The sequence below is a fragment of the Virgibacillus dakarensis genome (genome assembly GCF_900155625.1).
GTDB lineage: Bacteria > Bacillota > Bacilli > Bacillales > Amphibacillaceae > Lentibacillus_C > Lentibacillus_C populi.
The window spans coordinates 1,195,218-1,217,514 of record NZ_LT732554.1 but is presented as its reverse complement, the minus strand read 5'-3'; the positions used below and the strand labels follow the sequence as shown (position 1 = coordinate 1,217,514).

Annotated in this window: 17 protein-coding genes; all 17 read right to left on the bottom strand. The window is 42.7% G+C overall.

The features are described from left to right. Positions 1–113: 113 nt before the first annotated feature. Positions 114–410 (bottom strand): WXG100 family type VII secretion target, encoded by a 297-nt coding sequence (locus CZ382_RS15670; protein ID WP_088052162.1) that lies wholly within the window; start codon positions 408–410, stop codon positions 114–116. 574 nt (positions 411–984) lie between these two features. Beyond that, positions 985–1,605 carry a thymidine kinase gene (locus CZ382_RS15665; protein ID WP_088052161.1) on the bottom strand — a complete coding sequence of 207 codons (621 nt, stop codon included), beginning with the start codon at positions 1,603–1,605 and terminating at the stop codon, positions 985–987. Positions 1,606–2,110: 505 nt separating this feature from the next. Continuing rightward, on the bottom strand, positions 2,111–2,356 hold the full coding sequence (locus CZ382_RS15660) for a type B 50S ribosomal protein L31 (protein ID WP_088052160.1): 246 nt from the start codon (positions 2,354–2,356) through the stop codon (positions 2,111–2,113). 143 nt (positions 2,357–2,499) lie between these two features. Further along, complete coding sequence (gene rho, locus CZ382_RS15655) at positions 2,500–3,780, bottom strand: transcription termination factor Rho (RefSeq protein WP_088052159.1); 1,281 nt, start codon at positions 3,778–3,780, stop codon at positions 2,500–2,502. Between the two features lie 679 nt (positions 3,781–4,459). Continuing rightward, a complete protein-coding gene (gene glpX / locus CZ382_RS15645) occupies positions 4,460–5,428 on the bottom strand; it encodes a class II fructose-bisphosphatase (RefSeq protein ID WP_088052157.1) in 969 nt (322 codons plus the stop codon). A gap of 569 nt (positions 5,429–5,997) precedes the next feature. Then, positions 5,998–7,284 carry a UDP-N-acetylglucosamine 1-carboxyvinyltransferase gene (locus CZ382_RS15640; RefSeq protein WP_088052156.1) on the bottom strand — a complete coding sequence of 429 codons (1,287 nt, stop codon included), beginning with the start codon at positions 7,282–7,284 and terminating at the stop codon, positions 5,998–6,000. 271 nt (positions 7,285–7,555) lie between these two features. Beyond that, a complete protein-coding gene (gene fsa, locus CZ382_RS15635) occupies positions 7,556–8,197 on the bottom strand; it encodes a fructose-6-phosphate aldolase (protein ID WP_088052155.1) in 642 nt (213 codons plus the stop codon). Between the two features lie 160 nt (positions 8,198–8,357). After that, on the bottom strand, positions 8,358–9,215 hold the full coding sequence (locus CZ382_RS15630; protein WP_088052154.1) for a class II fructose-bisphosphate aldolase: 858 nt from the start codon (positions 9,213–9,215) through the stop codon (positions 8,358–8,360). Between the two features lie 513 nt (positions 9,216–9,728). After that, complete coding sequence (locus CZ382_RS15625) at positions 9,729–10,097, bottom strand: response regulator (protein ID WP_088052153.1); 369 nt, start codon at positions 10,095–10,097, stop codon at positions 9,729–9,731. 448 nt (positions 10,098–10,545) lie between these two features. After that, complete coding sequence (locus CZ382_RS15620; protein WP_088052151.1) at positions 10,546–12,147, bottom strand: CTP synthase; 1,602 nt, start codon at positions 12,145–12,147, stop codon at positions 10,546–10,548. A gap of 237 nt (positions 12,148–12,384) precedes the next feature. Beyond that, positions 12,385–12,900 (bottom strand): DNA-directed RNA polymerase subunit delta, encoded by a 516-nt coding sequence (rpoE, locus tag CZ382_RS15615; RefSeq protein WP_088052149.1) that lies wholly within the window; start codon positions 12,898–12,900, stop codon positions 12,385–12,387. Positions 12,901–13,191: 291 nt separating this feature from the next. After that, a complete protein-coding gene (gene icmF, locus CZ382_RS15610; protein WP_088052147.1) occupies positions 13,192–16,434 on the bottom strand; it encodes a fused isobutyryl-CoA mutase/GTPase IcmF in 3,243 nt (1,080 codons plus the stop codon). 3 nt (positions 16,435–16,437) lie between these two features. Further along, positions 16,438–17,091: a TetR/AcrR family transcriptional regulator gene (locus tag CZ382_RS15605; RefSeq protein WP_088052145.1), complete on the bottom strand. Its 654-nt coding sequence runs from the start codon at positions 17,089–17,091 to the stop codon at positions 16,438–16,440. A gap of 155 nt (positions 17,092–17,246) precedes the next feature. Next, on the bottom strand, positions 17,247–18,386 hold the full coding sequence (locus CZ382_RS15600; protein ID WP_088052143.1) for an acyl-CoA dehydrogenase: 1,140 nt from the start codon (positions 18,384–18,386) through the stop codon (positions 17,247–17,249). Between the two features lie 195 nt (positions 18,387–18,581). Continuing rightward, positions 18,582–19,724: an acyl-CoA dehydrogenase gene (locus CZ382_RS15595; protein WP_088052142.1), complete on the bottom strand. Its 1,143-nt coding sequence runs from the start codon at positions 19,722–19,724 to the stop codon at positions 18,582–18,584. A gap of 90 nt (positions 19,725–19,814) precedes the next feature. Next, positions 19,815–20,669, bottom strand: a complete 855-nt coding sequence (locus CZ382_RS15590) for a 3-hydroxybutyryl-CoA dehydrogenase (protein ID WP_088052141.1) — start codon at positions 20,667–20,669, stop codon at positions 19,815–19,817. A 194-nt stretch (positions 20,670–20,863) separates the two neighbouring features. Beyond that, on the bottom strand, positions 20,864–22,051 hold the full coding sequence (locus tag CZ382_RS15585) for an acetyl-CoA C-acetyltransferase (protein ID WP_088052140.1): 1,188 nt from the start codon (positions 22,049–22,051) through the stop codon (positions 20,864–20,866). Between the last annotated feature and the right edge of the window lie 246 nt (positions 22,052–22,297).

Genomic DNA, 22,297 nt, shown 5'->3' with positions numbered 1-22,297 from the left:
TACTGCAAGGAGAGAGAAGCTTAATGAACATGAGCTACACAACAATTGTCGTGTAGCTCATAAGTAGTGAAGAATGGACACGAATTCACTTATTTCAACTCAAATAAAGTCTCTTATCTAAGACCAAAGTTTTGTGATAAAGCTTCATCTTGTTGAGCCACTGCATCAGCTGTTTTCTCAAGTTGAACCTGAATTTCATACATTAACTGAGAAAAGTTTTCGACTTTTGGAGATAATTCTCTGAACTGATCGTCGAATCGTTCGAACGCACGACCTTCCCATTCCCCTCTTAGTTCTTCTTGCAAACTGGATAAATCTCTTAAAATTTGGCTGATTTGGTCTGAACTTTGACCATAACGCTTTGCTTTAGCCTGAAGTTCTTCTGGCGTCATGCGAATTTGTCCTGCCATGTTTCTTCATCTCCCTTATAAAATAATTACTTGCAAAGATAAAAGCTTTAAATCAGTTGGGTTTAAGCATTGATAAACCCGTTCCTAATTCAATCCTAATGAACTACTTTTACACTGTCAACCATGATTTTCCTTACTGTTTCGATAATTGGTATAAAGTACCTATCATACGACTAAAAATCTGCTTTATATTTAAAATTTGATTAATATTACCTAAATTTATTGTTGGTGTTTTGTAGTACTTTTTATCTATTTAATAGGTAGAAATTTTGACGCAAAGCCCCTGCAGTCTCCACCTCTGCTTAAAACGAATTAGCCTTTCAAGGAGAAGTTCAAGAAGAGCTTCTACGGGTAGCCCATCACACGAAAAAAAGCGGTAATTATTTGCCAAAGGGCGGGCTGATTCAGCTGTAGTCGATTGTCGTTGGGTTCTAGCAAAAAATCCTTCAATTCGAATACATAAGCTGTAGCTTAGAGAGGATGTTCATAAAGCCGCCGAATAATAGGCGCCGACTTTTTGAACACGCACTTAGATAACGAAATGAAATAAAAAAAGAGCACCCACGCACTCTTTTTACTCGATCAAGTTAACAAAGCTCTTTAATATTTGATTACTTGGCTTATTCGGCACTTCGTGATGGTGGCGGCATCTCGGTTCATATGCCTCGGACGCACCAACTAAAATAACCGGATCATCATAGGATGCAGGTTTGCCATTAATTAAGCGCTGTGTTCTGCTTGCAGGAGAGCCGCATATTGGACAAATCGCATTTAACTTGGTTACCGATTCACTTAAGGCCATTAATTTCGGCATTGGCCCAAATGGCTCTCCGCGGAAATCCGTATCCAACCCTGCAATAATGACACGAATTCCTTTGTTCGCTAATTCCTCAGCAACCGCTACAATATTTTCGTCAAAAAATTGCACTTCATCAATCCCAATAACATCAATTGTTTTATCAATATTCTCCAGAATTTCCTCTGAACTGCTGATTGGGCGGGCGATTGTTGATGTACCATTATGAGATACAACTGAGTCATCGGCATATCGATCATCGATAGCAGGTTTAAAAACTCGTACCGTTAAATTTCCATATGTTGCACGGCGGACCCGGCGGATTAGTTCCTCTGATTTACCAGAAAACATGCTGCCGCAAATAACTTCTACCCAACCACTTTGTTTCATTACATACACGAGCGGGTCTCTCCCTTCTCAAGTGTTTCATCGTATGTAGTAAGTTTACCACTAATTTTGCAGAATTCATCATTTATCTTTTGTATTTTTAAAGTAAAAAAACAGGCAACGTTTAGACAATTTGCCTGTTTTTGTAAAGAGGAATCAAGAAACCTTGATCTCTCGACTTTTTACTTCAAAAGCTTCGGCTCCTAGAAGCTACCGTCATAAGCAATGGACACTCCAAACACCAAAGACCAGGTGTTTTCCGGTCCCTTGCTTATGCGTCCGCTTCTAAACAGTCGCCTCAGCCTTTTATTTAATCTAGTTCCGCCTCCCAGGGGCTAGTGGACTTCCTTCACCTCCATCCGATAAGTCAACATCGATTCGCTTTACAGCTCATCGTGTTTCCTTTATCTCCTGCGGTAGGAATGTTCGGTTAAGAACGCTGCTTTGCACAGCAACACCGAACCACCCGCATTGCGCGGGCGCAGTCCATACGCCCCTAAACGGTCGGCTCCACTTTTTATTTCATATTATATTTTTTCTTGAATCGGTCTACGCGGCCGCCGACTTTGTCTGCTTTTTGTTTGCCTGTGTAGAATGGGTGTGATGCTGATGAAATTTCCACACGGATTAGTGGGTACGTGTTGCCATCCTCCCACTCAATTGTTTCGTCGGAGCTTTGTGTTGATCCGCTCAAGAATTTGAAATCTGAACTAGTATCAAGAAATACAACTTTTCTGTACTCTGGATGAATTTCCTTTTTCATGTCTTTCCACTCCTTTTTGCCCTGAATCCTTAAGAAACAGAGTTATTGCAAGAGCCGTCATAGGTGTTTTACCTTATCTAAACTCACATAAAGAGATTATACCAGTGTGCGCTATCGATTGCAATAGGACAGCGTCAGTAAATCTATCTTTTCGTGCCACGGCGCTTCATATCCTCTTCAAGCTGCTGGAGAAATTCCTCGTTGCTTTTCGATGCCTTAAGCCGCTTTAGGAAGCGGTCGAGAAAATCATTTGAATCCTGCATCGTTTTGCGGATAGCCCAGATTTTATCAAGGTGACTCTTTGGAACAAGTAATTCTTCTTTTCTGGTACCAGACCGTAAAATATCGATGGCTGGGAAAATTCTTCTTTCCGCCAAATTGCGATCAAGATGTAATTCCATATTGCCGGTACCTTTAAATTCCTCATAGATCACATCGTCCATCCGTGATCCTGTGTCCACTAATGCCGTTGCTAAAATAGTAAAACTTCCACCTTCTTCAATATTTCGCGCTGCACCGAAAAAGCGTTTTGGCCGGTGAAATGCGGCCGGATCAATACCACCGGAAAGTGTTCGGCCACTTGGGGGAATGACCAGGTTATATGCCCGGGCAAGTCTTGTTATACTATCCATCAATACAATAACATCACGCTTATGTTCGACTAGGCGCATTGCCCGTTCCAGGACAAGCTCTGACACTTTAATATGACTCTCTGGTACTTCATCAAATGTTGAGCTGACAACGTCAACATCGGAATGGACTGAACGTTCGATATCGGTTACTTCTTCCGGGCGCTCGTCCACCAGTAAAATAATCAGCTTGGCATCTGGATGGTTCTCGGAAATACTGTTGGCGATTTCCTTTAACAGCATTGTCTTCCCCGCTTTTGGCGGTGCAACAATTAATCCACGCTGTCCAAAACCAACCGGCGTCATTAAATCAATAATTCTAGTAGATAACTTTTTTGTTCCTGTTTCCAAATTCATTAATCGATCCGGATATAGTGCGGTTAATGCTGGAAAATGAACACGTTCCTTTGCAGAATCTGGGTCTTCGTCATTTACAGCATCGACATGCAGCAGACCGTAATAGCGTTCATTTTCTTTCGGTGGCCGCACCTTACCGGAAACCTTATCGCCATTACGTAAATCAAAACGCCGGATTTGCGAAGCGGAAATATAAATGTCCTCCGCACTAGGGGAATAATTTATCGGACGCAAGAAGCCAAACCCTTCCGATGGGATGATTTCCAGAATACCATCCATAAATAAATACCCATCTTTTTCCGCCTGTGCTTTTAAAATCGCAAAAATAAGTTCCCGTTTTGTTAGCTTGGCATAATAGGATACTTTATATTCCTTTGCCAGTGTATAAATTTCTTTTAATGTGAGTGTTTCTAAATGAGAAATTGTCAATGTAGCCATTCCATCACCACGCCTATTCATTTTTCAAATTGTATTATGTTACAGTTATCAACACGAGTTATTTATTTAATCAATATTCCATAAGAATTTCATCATTGCCACAATAGTGTTTGGACACTTAAAACCGACTGCCATGAACGTATTTCACCTGAGATTTCACTTCTTTACCTGAAGAATGCCTTGAAGAAATGAAGAATTGTCGGAAGCTAGAATTGAAGTTTGTTTATAAGTTTGTTCAAAAAGGAAGATAAAAGGATCAACGTCGGCTAAAAACCGTACCTTATTTCTTGTACATCGAAGACTTGGGGGCAACAGTCCAACCAAACTAGCAAAGAAATTTAATGCGCCATTTTCACCGGACTTTTTGAACATCCTCTTTTACAAATTATATTAGCCATTCTTAACTATTATTAAACATCTACAATATTACCTTTTTCAGCAGTATTATTCAACTCTATTTTGATAAAAAAGTTAGATATGAATTAATAGAGAAGGAAGCCGGTACATAATAGGCTTCCTTCTTATTACGTCTACAGCAAGCACTGGGCTAACAGAGGGGGTTCAAAAGTCACCAGATGATATATGGTAACTTTTGAACATGCACTTATAGAGAATGTTTCCACCGGGATTTGCTGTACTCCGTCTACATGCCGTTAAACAGAAACTTTACGTTTTCCATTTACGGTTTGATTACGAGGTTTGGTTTCTTTTGCAAGCTGTGTTCGCCATCGATGAAGCGTACAGTTCCACTTTTTGCGCGCATTACAACGGTTTGTGTCGTTGCTTTTTGGCCCTTGAACTGGACACCTTTCAGTAGTTCGCCGTCCGTTACCCCCGTTGCCGCAAAAATAGCGTCATCACCACCGCAGATGTCTTCCATTGTTAATGCTTTATCAAAATCAGTAATCCCCATTTTCTTGCAGCGATCCCGTTCTTCATCATTTGACGGGATCAGTTTTCCCTGGATTTCACCGCCAAGACACTTCAATGCAACTGCGGATAACACGCCTTCGGGAGCTCCACCGATTCCAAACAAGATATCAACGCCTGTATCATCAAATGCGGTGTTCATCGCAGCAGCAACATCGCCATCGGGAATTAGTTTAATTCTTGCTCCTGCTTGTCTGATTTCTTCAATCAATCTTTCATGGCGCGGGCGATCTAATAAGACTGCGACAACATCCTCGATATTTTTGCCTTTTGCTTTTGCGACTGCCAGCAGATTCTCAAGTGTGGAAGCATTTATATCTACCTTGCCAACTGCTTGCGGACCAACAGCAAGTTTTTGCATGTACATGTCCGGTGCATGGAGCAGTTTTTTATGGTCAGCGATTGCAATGACGGCAAGCGCATTCCATGTACCTTGGGCAACGATGTTCGTTCCCTCTAACGGGTCAACCGCTACATCAACGCGTGGTCCTTCACCTGTTCCGAGCTTCTCCCCAATATAGAGCATTGGCGCCTCATCCATTTCACCTTCGCCAATGACGACAGTCCCTTGCATCGGAATTGTATCAAATACAGCACGCATAGCAGAGGTTGCAGCATCATCAGCCTCATCCTTTTTACCTCGTCCCATCCAACGGGCCGATTTTAATGCTGCTGCCTCTGTAACACGTACGATTTCCATTGTTAAACTTCTTTCCATGGTTTTTCTCCCCTTTATGCAAAATCCCCTCATTCCATGGATCGTGAAAAGCGAAGCGGACATTTTTAACTGTCCGCATTTATTTATCTCTTTTAGCAATTTCAAAATAAACATTCCATTTTTATGAGCCAACCATCAGGATTGGCTACATACAGCTCACTACCCAGCCACTAACCAGGTGCTACACTTTTGTTTACAGATAAGAAAGTATAAAAATCAGGGCTCTCTTCTGCTCGTGCCAGAGTAGGCCACGTCCGGCTCCAGCGCCCAGCGACTAGTATGCAACACCCGCCTTCGTACGATAAGTCGGGCCTACAGGATGTAGGTCAGTTCGACGTTGCCACAGGACGTGGCGTTCTTAGTCGAACATCCCCTCGTTCGGGTAAGAAGGATGCCCGACTAAGTACGGGCTTTGCGCCCAACTCACGTCTACCCTATGAAGGAGCATGTTTCCTTTATCTCCTACGTAGGAATGTTCGGTTAAGACCGCTGCTCCCGGCAGCAACACCGAACCACCCTGCTTGGCAGGGCGCAGCATATACGTCGCTAACGGGCGCTTGCGCCTTTGTTCATGAATTTTGAAATTGCTCTATTTCCTGGTCATTCATTTCTTCACGCCAGACATTTGCACCGAGGTCGGTTAGTTTTTCTGTTATTTTTTCATATCCTCGGTCAATATGCTCCAGTCCGGTTATTTCGGTAATGCCATTGGCCATTAAACCAGCTACAATAAGCGCAGCCCCTGCACGTAAATCGGTTGCTTTCACTCTGGCTCCTTCAAGCTGCACAGGACCGGAAATGATTGCTGATCCACCTTCCACTTTTATTATAGCATTCATTCGCCTTAGTTCGTCAATATGTTTTAGTCGGGCTGAATAAATGGTATCCGTTACAACACCTGTATTAACTGTTTTTGTCAACAGCGTTGTAAATGGCTGCTGCAGGTCGGTTGGGAAACCGGGATAAACTAACGTTTTGATATCGACACTTTTTAATGGCTGTTTGGAAGCAATTAACAACTGTTCATCCCCTTCTTCAACCGTTACCCCCATCTCGCGCAATTTAGCAAGCAGCGATTCTAAATGCTGGGAAATAACATTGTCGATAACAACTTCATTGCCAGCTGCGGCAGCGGCTATCGCGTATGTTCCTGCCTCAATGCGGTCAGGAATAATTGTGTGTCTGCATCCGTGCAATGATGGAACGCCTTCAATCCGAATAACATCGGTTCCAACACCTTTAATTTGTGCACCCATATTCGTCAAAAGTGTTGCAACGTCAATAATTTCCGGTTCCTTTGCGGCATTTTCAATGATTGTTTTACCTTTTGCCTTTACCGCTGCAAGCATGATATTTATCGTTGCACCGACACTGACAACGTCTAAATAGATCCTGGCACCGGTAAGTTCTTCAGCACGGATGTAAATAGCACCTTGTTCATTGGTTACCTTCGCACCTAACGCTTCGAACCCTTTGATATGCTGATCAATTGGCCTCGGCCCTAAATGGCAGCCGCCTGGGAGACCGATAACGGCTTGTTTAAATTTACCCAGCATTGCCCCCATAAAGTAATACGATGCCCGCAGTTTTTTCACTTTTCCGTTGGGCAGCGGCATGGAAATCATATGTTCCGGATCAATATGTACCGTTTGACCATTCCACATTACCTTGCCACCGATTTCTTCAAGCAGATCTCCAAGCGTGTAAACATCAGAGATTTCTGGTAGTCCTTCAATTGTTACATCAGAATCAGCCAATATAGCGGCAGGCAAAAGAGCAACAGCACTATTTTTCGCACCACTGATTCGCACCTTGCCATTTAATGTATGACCGCCTTCTACTAACATTTTTTGCAATTGGAAAACCCCGCCTTTTGAGGTTGTTCAAAATAAGCTTTTGAACACACACATTTCGAATAATTTTTTGTAACTCGTGCTATACCGATTATCAGACCACCATTGACCGCCCAGCACATATGACACACGGTGGATGCAGATGATGCCGACCCCGTATTAACGCACCGGTTTTTAGTCGGCTTTCCCTTTTAACAGAGCGTTTCCGCTTTTGATCCTCCAGCTACAGCACCTTTGTTATTATCTTGCACATTTTTTCCAATTTCATGCGATTTTATTTTGCGTTGTTCCAATCAGCAAGAAACTTTTCAATTCCTTGGTCGGTTAATGGGTGTTTCACAAGCTGTGACAGTACTTTATATGGAATAGTAGCAATGTGTGCACCGTTTAAGGCTGCATCTGTGACGTGTAATGGATGTCTGATTGATGCTGCAATGATTTCTGTTGCAATGCTATGACGGTCAAAAATTTCTGCAATCGTTGCGACCAAATCCATACCTTCTTGACCAATATCGTCCAAGCGTCCTAAAAATGGCGACACATAGGTTGCCCCTGCACGTGCAGCAAGCAATGCCTGGTTCGCGTTAAAAATCAATGTTACATTTGTTTTGATGTTTAAGTCACTGAACGCTTTTACGGCTTTAAGTCCTTCCAGGGTCATTGGTACTTTAACCGTGATGTTAGGGGCAATTGCCGCAAGCTCTTTTCCTTCTTTAATCATCCCTTCTGCATCTTCCGAAATTACTTCTGCACTTACAGATCCGGAAACTTCTTTCGTTATTTCCCGGAGACGGTCATGGAAAGACACGCCCTCTTTTGCGACCAGACTCGGATTCGTTGTAACACCGGCCAGGATTCCGAGTGCATTTGCCTCGCGAATCTCATCAATATTTGCTGTATCAATAAAAAATTTCATGTCGTTGTATCCTCTCTTTCCCTACATATATTTTAAAGAACATGTAAATAGAAGTCAGATGAAAGAAATCGGCAATTTAAAGCCGATTTCGTTGTCCAAATGGGCAAAATTATTTTCCTTGCCCAGCCCCAGGGACTAGTGTGCTTCCGCTTTTGTGCTTTTACGCTTGATTTGATGAACCAAATTCACGCATTTTGCCAATAACGGTTTCTTTAATGGCATCGCGGCTTGGTCCTAAATATTTTCGCGGATCGTACAGGTCAGGTTTTTCATTTAATACTTCCCGGACCTTTTTCGCTTGGGCAATTTGATTTTCGGTGTTTACATTAATTTTTGCCGTACCCAATGAAATAGAATGTTGGATATCCTTTGTTGGAATTCCTGTACCGCCATGCAATACTAAAGGAAGTTCGATTGTTTTGGAGATTTCCTCCATTTCAGCAAATCCAAGGTTTGGTTCCCCTTTATACGGCCCGTGAACGGAACCTAGTGCTGGTGCCAAACAATCAATTCCTGTACGATTAACCAGTTCTAAACATTCCTTAGGGTCTGCGTAGATTACGCCATTAGCCACAACGTCATCTTCCTGTCCGCCCACTGTACCGAGTTCGGCTTCCACGGATACACCATGAATGTGTGCCAATTCAACTACTTTACTTGTTACGGCAATATTTTCTTCCAGTGGATCATGTGAGGCATCGATCATAACAGAGGTAAATCCGGCGTGAATTGCCTGTGCAGCCTTTTCAAAGCTTGAACCATGGTCCAGGTGGATCGCAACAGGCACGGTTGTACCATATTCCTCCATTAACGCTTTAACCATCGCGACAACAACCTTGAAGCCGCCCATATACTTTCCGGCACCTTCCGAAACACCGAGAATAACTGGTGATTTTTCTTCTTCGGCCGCTTGTAATATAGCCTGAATATATTCTAGGTTATTGATATTGAATTGTCCAACAGCATACCCATTTGCTTTTCCTTTTTCAAGCATTTCTTTCATCGACACTAATGGCATCCTATTATCCTCCTTCATAGACAAGGTACATCTATACAAATTAGTATTAATTACAGTATAAGAATACCAATTCACGTTTAAAGTCGCAACATATGTATACTTCCGCCACTTCATTTCCTTTATAGCCCGTAAATGGCCGATTTTAGGAACAATAAGAAAAGCGGAAGCGCCCGTTTAGCAACGTACAAACTGGAGCACTCCGCAATGAGATAAAGGAAACATGCCCCTGCAAAAGGGGTAGACGTGAGTTGGACGCAAAGTCCGTTTTTAGTCGGCCTTCCTTCCTTCCTACCCGAACCGATGTTGACTTATCGTAGTGAAGGAGTGTGAAGTTTGCTTGGCTTTAGCGCTGGAGCTGGACATGGCCAACTCTGACGTAAGCAGAATAGAGCCTAAATACAATAAGAAAAATGCCACCTCCTTTTATGTCTACGTCTTCGTGACCCACATCGTGTGGTTCTCAGGCTAACATTCAGTGAGGGAGGAAGGAACCCCACTGAATGAAGTTTCACTTTATGATTCACACCCAAGCAGTTTGTTTACAATGGTGCATATGCTATTAATATTAAAAGGTTTGCCGACAACTTCCTTTACATTCGGATAATTCGCCAATTCCTTGACGAGTTCCTCAACTAGACCACTCATGACGATTGCCGGTATGTTAATCTCTTCAAGTTCTAATTGTTGGAGAACCTTTACACCATCAACAATAGGTAATTTATAATCAAGCATCATTAAATCAAACGTACCACTATGTATTTTATCCAACGCTTCCTTCCCCGTTTTAGCTGTCACAACATGATAGCCACTATTTTCAAACACTTCCTGTAATAATAATCGTATACCAGGTTGATCATCAACTATTAATATCTCTTTTTTCATAGACTCTAACCATCCTTATAAGTATCTCTTTATCATAAGTAAAGAAAGTACAAAATTTGAGACGCTATTACGCTTACAGCAGAGCAGGCCACGTCCGGCTCCAGCGCTAAAGCTGTAGTAAACTTCCTTTATCTCCTTCGTAGGAATGTTCGGTTAAAACCGCTGCTCCCGGCAGCAACACCGAACCACCCTGCTTGGCAGGGCGCAGTTTATACTTCGCTAACCGGGCGCTTGCGCCTTTGTTCCTCCATAATGTTATTTCGATAAAAATAGCCAATATCCTTCTTTTTAGAGAACAAAAACACAAATACGGTTATATTCCAAATTATAAAAATTATATGCAAATAAGAACCCGCCTATTATAGGCGGGTTTCAAGTTTTAAAAATTATATGATTCATACTTAGTGGACAGTGCAAAACACAATGGTCGCTGATATTGATCAGGTGATTACTGATGTTTTATCGCAGCGTCAATAAAGCCGGCAAATAAACGTTGCGGTCTGGTAGGGCGCGATTTAAATTCCGGGTGAAACTGGCAGGCAATAAACCATGGATGGTTGTCCAGTTCAATCGTTTCCACCAATCTTTCATCTGGACTCGTGCCGGAGAAGATGAAGCCATTATCCTCCATTAGATTGCGGTATTCATTATTAAATTCATATCGGTGACGGTGCCGTTCATAAACGATATCCTCTCCATTGTATGCAGCTTTCGTTTTTGTACCATCCTGCAATTTACATGGATATATCCCTAGCCTTAATGTACCACCTAAATCAGAGATGTTTTTCTGTTCGGGTAATAAATCAATGATCGGATATGATGTTTCCGGATTTATTTCTGCTGAGTGTGCCCCTTCAAGCCCTAATACATTGCGGGCAAATTCAACGGTAGCCAATTGCATTCCCAGACAAATGCCGAAAAATGGAACATTGTTTTCCCGAGCATAGTGGATTGCTTCAATTTTTCCTTCAATACCCCGGTCGCCAAAACCTCCAGGGACTAATATTCCATCAACCTGGGCAAGTTCCTTCTTAATTGTTTCCTTATCCAGCTTCTCCGCGTTGATCCAATGAATGTCGATATCTGTATCGTAAAGAAATCCGGCATGTTTCAATGATTCGACAACCGAAATATAGGCATCAGGAAGTTCGACATATTTTCCAACAAGGCCAATTTTTACTGTTTTTGACAAATTTCGCACCTTATTGACCAGCTGCTTCCATTCGTCCATAGCAGCCGGCTTGCAATCCAGCCCGAAATGGTCACAAGTTAATTGATCCAGATGCTGTTCCTGCAGTGCGATCGGTACTTGATAAAGTGTATCGGCGTCACGCATTTCAATAACCGCCTTTTCGTTAATATCACAGAAAAGAGCAATTTTATCTTTCATGTCCTGGCTAATTGGTAGTTCCGTTCGCAAAATAATCGCATCCGGCTGAATTCCTAATGAACGCAGCTCCTTCACACTATGCTGAGTCGGCTTTGTTTTCATTTCACCTGCCGCTTTAATATATGGAACAAGTGTACAATGAATATACATGACATGGTCGCGGCCGATATCACTTTTAATCTGGCGGATTGCCTCCAAAAATGGCAATGATTCAATGTCCCCGACTGTACCGCCAATCTCTGTAATTACAACGTCCGCTTTAGTTGCTTGTCCAGCCCGAAATACTTGCTCTTTTATTTCATTTGTAATATGGGGAATAACTTGAACCGTGCCACCAAGATAATCCCCACGTCGTTCTTTTTTAATAACACTTGAATAAACTTTTCCCGTTGTAATGTTACTGTATTTATTCAAGTTGATGTCGGTAAAACGTTCATAATGACCTAAATCCAGATCCGTTTCCGCGCCATCCTCCGTTACAAATACTTCACCATGCTGATATGGGCTCATGGTACCGGGGTCAACGTTGATATAGGGATCAAACTTTTGAATGGTCACCTTTAAACCGCGATTTTTTAATAATCTCCCTAAAGAAGCTGCCGTAATCCCTTTTCCAAGCGATGATACAACACCGCCCGTTACAAAAATATACTTTGTCATTATCCATCCCTCTTCCTTCTGTACTGTATATGGTGGTGCTTCATTTTGAGAAAACTGCATCATTACCGTTTAATGTTCATCAACATGTGTGATTTAAACGTAAATTTATTTGCTTGCCTCTTTAAAATACGAAAAGCGTTCCCCCCAACCAGGGGGAACGCTTCATTGATTTTAATTTAAAGAGCCCAATAAAAATTGTACTCATGTGATAGGAAAAAGTCAAGCAGCCATTTTGGATTATTTATTCTCTTCTTCCTCTTCATCATCGTCGATGTCCTCTTCATCTTCATCGGCAAAATCCTCATCAAGCTCTTCGTCATCTTCAAAATCATCAAAGTCTTCTTCCTCTTCATCGGCAACGAAATCATCCGTTAGTACTTCGATGTCTTCGTCAACAATATCAAGTTCAGCATCTGATTCAAAATCTTCTTCCGCTTTTTTCTTTTTCTTCGCCTTCTTCTTTTTCTTTGGTTCAGCTGTTATTTCCTCATCAATTTGCTCAACCGGGTACCACCGTTTCAGCCCCCACATATTGGAACCAAGTGTCATAAACCTGCCATCAATGTTCAGGTCCGTATAAAATTGCGCAATAAATTGTTCTTTCTGTTCTTCCGTAAAGCCTTTTAGTTCCGAAATTTTTTCAAAAACCTCTCTAAAATCAAGCGCTTTTTTTTCATCTAATAAAATTAAATTTGCCAATTCGATCATCGACATATCTGCTAAATCTTCGTGGCTATAAGTTTTCAAGCTCACGGTAACGCACTCCCTTTTCTATTTTATCATCAGCCTTGCTTTTATCATGGACATTTATTAATAATCTTTCATTTTAGCCTATTTTCTAATAAACCATACCATACATTATAAACAAATCAAGACTGAATATGCTAGGGAAAACCATAAAAAAGTTGAGAAAAACATCTTGTTTTTCTCAACAGGTAAGAAAGTATAAAAATCCGGCACTATTCCGCTCATGTCAGGGCAGGCCACGTCCGGCTCCAGCGCCTTTGTTCACTTTTTTTCTTCCGTATCAAAAAACGCATGAAATCACATATTTCTCCTGTACTGCCCGCCTACTTCATACAGTGCATTCGTAATTTGTCCAAGACTCGCCACTTTGACGGTTTCCATCAGTTCAGCAAAGATGTTCCCACCGGATGTGGCAACCTGCTTTAGCTGTTTTAGTGCAGCGTCAACATGCGCCTTATTGGCATTTTGGAATTTATGCAGCTCACTGATTTGATGTTCTTTTTCCTCAGTCGATGAACGGGCAAGCTCCATGGAATCAATCTCTTCCTCTGAAGGCGGATTTGGACTTAAATACGTATTTACGCCAATTATCGGCAGTTCACCTGAATGTTTCTTGCCTTCGTAATAAAGCGATTCTTCCTGGATTTTACCACGTTGATACTGCCGCTCCATTGCTCCTAATACGCCGCCTCGGTCATTCATTTTTTCAAATTCCTGTAGTACTGCTTCCTCAACAAGATCGGTTAACTCCTCAACAATAAATGAACCTTGCAGGGAGTTTTCATTTTTCGTTAGGCCGAACTCTTTATTGATAATCATTTGAATCGCCATTGCTCGTCGTACCGATTCCTCTGTCGGCGTTGTAATCGCCTCATCATAAGAATTAGTATGCAAAGAATTACAGTTATCCTGAATTGCTAGCAATGCCTGCAATGTGGTGCGAATATCATTAAATTGAATTTCCTGTGCATGCAAAGACCTTCCAGACGTTTGCACATGATATTTCAACTTCTGGCTCCGTTCATCGGCGCCATATTTATCCCTCATGGTCACAGCCCAGATACGACGGGCAACACGGCCAATCACCGTATATTCCGGATCAAGTCCGTTTGAGAAAAAGAAGGACAGGTTTTTGGCGAATTTGTTAATGTCCATTCCCCGGCTCAAATAATATTCCACATAAGTAAATCCGTTTGCCAGTGTAAAGGCAAGCTGTGTAATCGGATTTGCTCCTGCTTCGGCAATATGATAGCCGGATATCGAAACCGAATAATAATTGCGGACGTTTTTATCGATAAAATATTGCTGAATATCCCCCATCATACGTAACGCAAATTCAGTTGAAAAAATACACGTGTTTTGCCCCTGATCTTCTTTTAAAATATCGGCCTGAACCGTTCCCCGAACAACGGCCAATGTATCGTCTTTCAGTTTTTCATATTCCGCTTTGTTAGGTTCCCGGCCGTTTTCTTCTTTAAATTTAGCAAGTTGCTGATCAATTGCTGTATTGAAAAACATCGCCAGGATAATTGGTGCCGGACCGTTGATCGTCATCGATACCGATGTTAATGGATTCGTTAAATCAAAACCATCGTACAGCTTTTTCATGTCTCTAAGTGTACAAATATTAACCCCGCTTTCGCCGACTTTTCCATAGATATCCGGGCGTTTTGCTGGGTCTTCTCCGTATAATGTCACCGAATCAAACGCTGTCGAAAGACGTTTCGCATCATTATTTTTTGATAAATAATGAAAACGGCGGTTTGTCCGCTCTGGTGTCCCTTCACCGGCGAACTGTCGTGTCGGATCCTCCCCTTTGCGTTTAAAAGGGAAAACTCCTGCTGTAAATGGAAAAGCACCAGGGACATTTTCTTTTAAAAGCCAGGTTAGCCGCTCACCCCAGTCTGTATAATTGGGAAATGCAACTTTCGGAATTTTTAAGCCTGACAATGATTCGGTGACAATATCCATTTCGATTTCTTTACCCCGAACAGCGAATGTCATTTTATCCTGACTGTACCTTTCCTTTGTTTCATCCCAGCTGTCCAGCAGTTTTTTTGTTTTTGGATCAAGCTCTTCCTCGAGGCTGGCAATTTTATCATCAATGGTTTGGATGGCAGCGTCTCCATCCAATACTTCTTTTACCCCTTCAAGCTGGTAAAGCTTTCGCGCGATATCACTTTGCTTTTCGACATTATGATGATAGTTGCGCACATGTGTTGCAATTTCGCGCAAATAATGACGGCGCTCGTTGGTAATGATCATGTTCTGCTTTTCGGCAATGGTATTCCGATTGAAGTCGATCGTCTCATTCCAATCGTATTTTTCGTTTAACGTATCGACAATCGAGGCAAATAATGCATTCGTACCTTCATCATTAAACTGGCTTGCAATGGTCCCAAATACCGGGAACTTTGTTTGGTCCTGGTGGAAGAGCATATGGCTTCGTTCATATTGCTTACGAACTTGATTCAGTGCATCTTCAGACCCTTTTTGCTCAAATTTATTAATGACTATAAAGTCGGCGTAATCAATCATATCAATTTTCTCTAATTGGGATGGAGCCCCGAATTCCGCTGTCATGACATACATGGACAGATCCGTTACATCGGTGATTGCAGCATTCCCCTGACCGATACCACTTGTTTCCACAATAATGAAGTCATAACCGGAGGCTTTCACAACTTCGATGGCTTCCTGGATTGCTTTGGATAATTCCGTACTTGAATCGCGGGTTGCAAGTGACCGCATATAAACCCGGTCGCTAAAAATGGCATTCATGCGAATCCGGTCACCAAGCAACGCTCCACCTGTTTTCCTTTTTGTCGGGTCGATCGAAATAATCGCGATTTTTTTATCCGGAATCTCATGGATGAAACGACGGATTAATTCATCGGTCAAGGAGCTCTTTCCTGCTCCGCCGGTACCAGTAATCCCGAGAACGGGGGTTTTATCATGTGCCTTCTGCCGGATCACTTTCAATACTGTCTGTTTTTCCGTATCATCGACCGAACCGTTCTCCATATAGGTGATGAATTTTGCAATAGCACCACGATCTCCCTTGAACAATTTTTCCTGATCCTTTTTGACATTAATCGGGGGAACGAAATCACATTTTTCCAAGATACGATTAATCATGCCTTGGAGTCCATACTTCCTGCCGTCCTCCGGTGAAAAGATCCATGTCACACCATATTCGTGCAGCTCCTTAATCTCGCGGGGAAGAATCGTTCCACCGCCGCCGCCGACAACCTTAATATGATCTGCACCGAGTTCCTTTAATAAATCAACCATGTATTTAAAATATTCGACATGACCTCCTTGATAGGATGAAATAGCTATTCCTTGTGCATCCTCCTGAATGGCGGCGTGCACCACTTCTTCGACGGAGCGGTTATGCCCCAAATGGATAACCTCTGCACCACTGGACTGCATAATTCTCCGCATAATGTTAATCGATGCATCATGCCCATCAAACAGACTGGAAGCGGATACGATACGGACAGGGTTTTTTGGATAGTAAACTTCCGGGCTTTCCATTATTTATACTCCTCCCTTTTGTGTAAATCCCTCGTCTGGTTGTGCCTTAATATTTAAACCTTTCAGCAGGTAATTGATTTGACCGTCAATATATTCTTCCAGTGTAAATTGCTTTTGGAGTATCCACCTTCTGAATCCCCACATTTGCCCTTGGACAAAAATATTGTTTGCTAAAAGCTCCACATCCTGTTTCGCTATTTCATCAGGCAGACAGGCAGCAATAACTCGTTCGAGCATACTGATCATATCCCGCTCTTTACGCAGCACGTATTCTCTTGATTCCTTTTTGAGCGATTTTACTTCCTGATATAGGATGAGAACCTCCTCCTGCATGTCATCCATCAAGTGAAAATAGGATTGAATCACAGAGACAAAGTTTGCAACGGATGGAGTTGCCAAGTTAATTTTTGCCTCCAGCTGGTCACGAACCTGATGGTGAATCGAATCGACAACTAGAAACAAAATATCTTCTTTTGTACGAATATATTCATACAGCGTTCCGATACTGAAGCCCGCTTCCTTGGCAATTTCTCTCGTAGTGGTCCGATGAAAGCCTTTTTCCTTGAAAAGGGTAATCGCTCCTTGAACCATTTGGGTGCGCCGTTTTTCAATCAACTCCTGATCCTTTACAGAGGAAAGAATTTGTTTGTCCGTCATGTACACCCTCCCTTCCTTCTTCCATTTTTGATACCATTCCGATAACAACCTGTATGGATCACTAGCTTCATCCAATACGAGCTCGACATCATGTCGCGCGTTCCCCTTGGGTTGTCGCGCGAAATCGGCTCAATGCCGATTTCATTGCTCCAACTTTATTTCGTCAGCATCCTGCCAATAACCAGGCGCTGTACTTCATTTGTTCCTTCATAGATTTGCGTAATTTTTGCATCGCGCATATAGCGCTCGACCGGGTAATCCTTTGTATAGCCATAGCCACCGAATACCTGGACTGCTTCCACCGTAATACGCATCGCAGCGTCACCTGCAAATAATTTTGACATTGCTGATGCTTTTCCGTATGGCTGTCCTTGTGATTCCAGCCATGCTGCTTGGTAGGTTAACAGACGGGCAGCTTCAACTTCGGTTGCCATGTCAGCTAACTTAAACGAGATTCCTTGATTATGTGCAATCGGTTTGCCAAATTGCTCACGCTCTTTTGCATAGTCAACCGCCGCATCAAGTGCTCCTTGGGCAATACCTAATGCCTGTGCTGCGATGCCATTGCGTCCTCCGTCAAGGGTTGCCATGGCAATTTTAAAGCCTTCTCCTTCCGCACCTAGCATATTTTCTTTCGGTACACGGCAATTTTCAAAAATTAATTCGGTTGTAGGGGATGAACGAATGCCCAATTTCTTTTCTTTTTTGCCGAAAGTAAATCCCTTTGTGCCTTTTTCGACAATAAAAGCACTAACCCCTTTATGTCTGGCCTCTGGATCTGTCTTGGCAAAAACAAGATAAATATCAGCCACACCACCGTTGGTAATCCACACTTTATTCCCGTTCAGCACATAGTGATCGCCATCTTTTTTCGCGGTTGTTTTCATAGCTGCCGCATCACTTCCTGCACCAGGCTCTGACAGCGCATAGGCGCCCAATGCTTCACCTGTTGCCAAACGAGTGAGGAATGTTTGCTTTTGTGCTTCATTTCCGTATTTAAAGATTGGCCAGCTGCAAAGCGACAGGTGTGCCGATAGTGTAACACCTGTTGAGGCACAAACACGTGATAGCTCCTCTACAGCTATGACATAACTGACAAAATCCCCACCAATCCCGCCATATTCTTCAGGCCATGGAATCCCGGTCAAGCCAAGTTCCGCCATTTTATTAAAAATTTCGCGGTCAAAGCGTTCTTCTTCATCACGCTTAGCTGCTGTTGGCTCGACGTCTTTCTTCGCAAAATCCCGAACCATTTTACGCAGCATTTCCTGTTCATCGGTTAGTTGAAAATTCATTTTGTACTCCTGGTCATTTTAGGTGCAATCCATGTTAAAAACATTAAAACAACCAGGGTCACCTCCCTTATAATCTTTTATATCTAATAAGTCCTGTGTTAAATCGCTATACTAATTGATTCCATATATCTTATTCAAAAAACTGCACTCGCCCATGCTTGAAAGCACTAAACAGTGCCAGCTAGTTAGAGCTTTTCAGTCTAGTAAGAGATGTTTGGCGATAACGATATGCTGTATTTCGTTTGTTCCTTCATAGATTTCTGTTATCTTCGCATCCCGGAAAAGGCGTTCCACAGGGTAGTCCTTGGTATATCCGTAACCGCCGTATACTTGCACAGCCTCAATTGCCGTTTTTCTTGCGGTTTTCGCCGCGTACATTTTGGCCATGGATACCTCTTTGCTACACGCACTATTTTGCTGAACAAGCGATGCAGCATGATAGGTTAATAGTTTTGCAGCTTCTACCTCTGTTGCCATGTCAGCTAGTTTAAAGGAAATTCCTTGATTATGGGCAATGGGCTTACCGAATTGTTCACGGGTACTCGCATAGTTTGTGGCGTACGCAAGTGCTGCTTCAGCAATTCCTAAAGCCTGAGCAGCAATTCCAATTCGCCCATGATTCAGAATGGCCATCGCAATTTTGAAACCGTCTCCCTCTTTACCAAGCAGCTGCTCTTGCGGAACGATACACTGGTCGAAATTTAGTTGTACCGTATTGGAACCGTGTAACCCCATTTTCTTTTCCTTCTTGCCGATGACTAGACCCGGTGTATCTTTTTCGACGATAAATGTACTCACACCGCTTTTTCCCCGTTCATCGCTTGTGCGGGCAAAGGTAATGTACGTGTCTGCTTCCCCCCCATTCGTTATAAACATCTTTGACCCGTTTAAAATATAGTTGTCGCCAGCTTTTTTCGCTTTCATTTTCAAACTGGCTGCATCTGAACCCGCACCAGGCTCTGTCAGGGCGAACGCACCCAAATATTCACCGGAGGCAAGCTTAGGCAAGTAGTGTTTCTTCTGTTCTTCATTACCGAAATAACGGATTGGATTAGTCCCTACAGATGTGTGTACGGATAAAATGACGCCAAGTGTGGCACTAACTTTGGATAATTCATTTATCGCAATAATATAAGAGATGAGATCCATGCCACTTCCACCATATTCCGTCGGGATTGGGATTCCCATCAGCCCAAGCTTCCCCATCTTCTGAATGAGCTCTCTTGGGAAACGGTCTTCTCGTTCCATACGTTCCACTTCTTTTGCGACTTCTTTATGGGCAAAGTCGCGCACCATCTTACGGATCATTTCCTGTTCCTCGGATAAATACAAGTTCATCCATTCGCCCCCTTTTTGTCTATCATGCTGTTATCGTAAAAATCGTTTTGACCTTCTATATTTATCTATTGCGCTTCCGGCAGTGTGGCTTTAATCGCCGTATTGGTAAAATCCGCGGCCCGACTTTTTACCAAGCCAGCCAGCGTTCACATATTTCCGAAGTAATGGACATGGGCGATATTTACTGTCGCCAAATCCTTCGTAAAGTACTTCCATGATATAAAGACACGTGTCCAAACCGATGAAATCAGCTAATGTCAAAGGTCCCATCGGATGATTCATGCCGAGTTTCATCACTGTGTCAATGTCTTCAACCGATGCTACTCCTTCGTATAATGCAAATACTGCTTCATTAATCATTGGCATAAGAATACGATTGGCAGCGAATCCTGGTAAATCACTCACTTCAACAGACGTTTTCGCTAATTGTTTTGCCATGTTTTCTATTGTCTGATATGTTTCATCACTCGTTTGCAGTCCGCGAATAATTTCAACCAGTTTCATTATTGGAACCGGATTCATAAAATGCATCCCAATTACCTGATCGGGGCGACTTGTTGCACCTGCTATTTCTGTAATTGGTAATGAGGATGTATTCGACGCTAAAATGGCATGTTTTGGTGTGATGTTGTCGAGTTCGGCAAACACCTTAGCCTTCACTTCCATATTTTCGACGACTGCTTCAATGACTACATCACACGAAGCGGCATCGGTTAATGTTGTCGAAGGATGCAGCCGATTTAACGTGTCCGTTTTCTGTGTTTCCGTGATTCGCTCTTTTTCGACTGCTCGCATCAATAACTTTTCAATATTTTTCATGCCTTTTTCCAATGCTTGCTCACTCATATCGTTTAAAAAAACATCAAAGCCTGACTGGGCACAGACCTGGGCAATCCCTGAGCCCATTTGTCCTGCACCGATTACCATCACTTTTTTTATATCCATGTTCGTCTGATTCCTCCCTTATGATCTGAGCACCATGATATTTATTGGTGATATGCCTTTGCATATGGTGTTATTACTGCTTAGGATGCACTATTTTACAGTACTTGGATGGTATTGCGCGGTCCAAAAATGTTACCCGCGCGCTCATCCCGTACAAAATATTACTATTTAAGAGACTGCCCCTTGCCTATAGTTTACTGTTTAGGTACTTCCACTAAAATGGCATCCCCTTGGCCACCGCCACTGCAAATCGCCGCAATCCCTAATCCACCACCGCGGCGTTTTAGTTCATGAATCAGTGTTAAAATAATGCGAGCGCCGCTAGCACCAATCGGGTGACCTAGTGCTACTGCGCCACCATTCACATTTACCTTTTCCGGATCTATACCAGCAATTTGTCCACTAGCCAAAGAAACAACGGCAAAAGCTTCGTTAATCTCAAATAAATCAATATCATCCTTGGAGTATCCTGTTTTCTCGAGCAGTTTATTAATTACAAGTCCTGGGGTTTGTGGAAAATTTTTAGCTTCAACCGCTACTTCTGCATGGCCTAGAACCGTTGCCATTGGTGTTTTGCCAAGCTCGGCTGCTTTTTCATCAGCCATAACGACAAATGCACATGCGCCGTCATTGACTCCCGGTGCATTACCGGCTGTGACCGTACCATCCGGGTCAAAAGCAGGGCGCAATGTAGCCAGCTTTTCCATACTTGTATCTTTACGGGGGGCCTCATCGGTATCAACAACAATGGCTCCCCCTTTACGTTGCGGAACCTCTAATGCGACAATTTCCTCAGCGAATTTGCCGTCCTCTATCGCTTTTATCGCTCGCTGGTGACTGCGGAGTGACCACTCATCCTGCTGTTCTCTTGTCAATCCAAATTCTTCAGCAGTTGAATTTCCATAGTTACCCATATGGATTCCTTTAAACGAACATGTCAAGCCATCATGTATCATCAAATCAACTACCTTTTTATCACCCATGCGATTTCCCCAGCGAGCATCCGGCAGGTAGTATGGCGCATTGCTCATGCTCTCCATCCCACCAGCAACGATCACTTCTTCATCGCCAAGACGAATTAATTGATCGGCCAATGTAACGCTGCGGAGACCTGAGGCACATACTTTGTTAATCGTTTCTGTTTTTACTTCCCATGGAATTCCTGCTTCCCGTGCTGCCTGTCGTGAAGGAATCTGGCCTTGACCGCCTTGCAAAACCGTTCCCATGATGACTTCATCAATTTCCGATTCTGTCAGACCAGCACGATCTAGTGCGGAACGGATTGCCTTTCCACCTAGTTGGGAAGCGGTAAATGATTTTAATGCTCCGCCAAATTTGCCAAATGGTGTTCTTGCTCCTGAAATGATTACTGTTTTTCTCATTGTTAAACCATTCCCTTCTAAATTATGTATTTCTATTAGAACAAGCTTTGATAACGCTTTCTTTATTCGATTGAACGCTCGCTCAGATATACAGTTTAAATGAAGAGGGGGCTATTTACCCTCTCTTCCATTCTATCATTAATTTGAATCATTAAGCAAAATTGACATACAAGAGGATGTTCAAAAAGTCACCAAATGATAAGCGGCGACTTTTTGAACACGCACTACAAGATTACTAGTTTGATC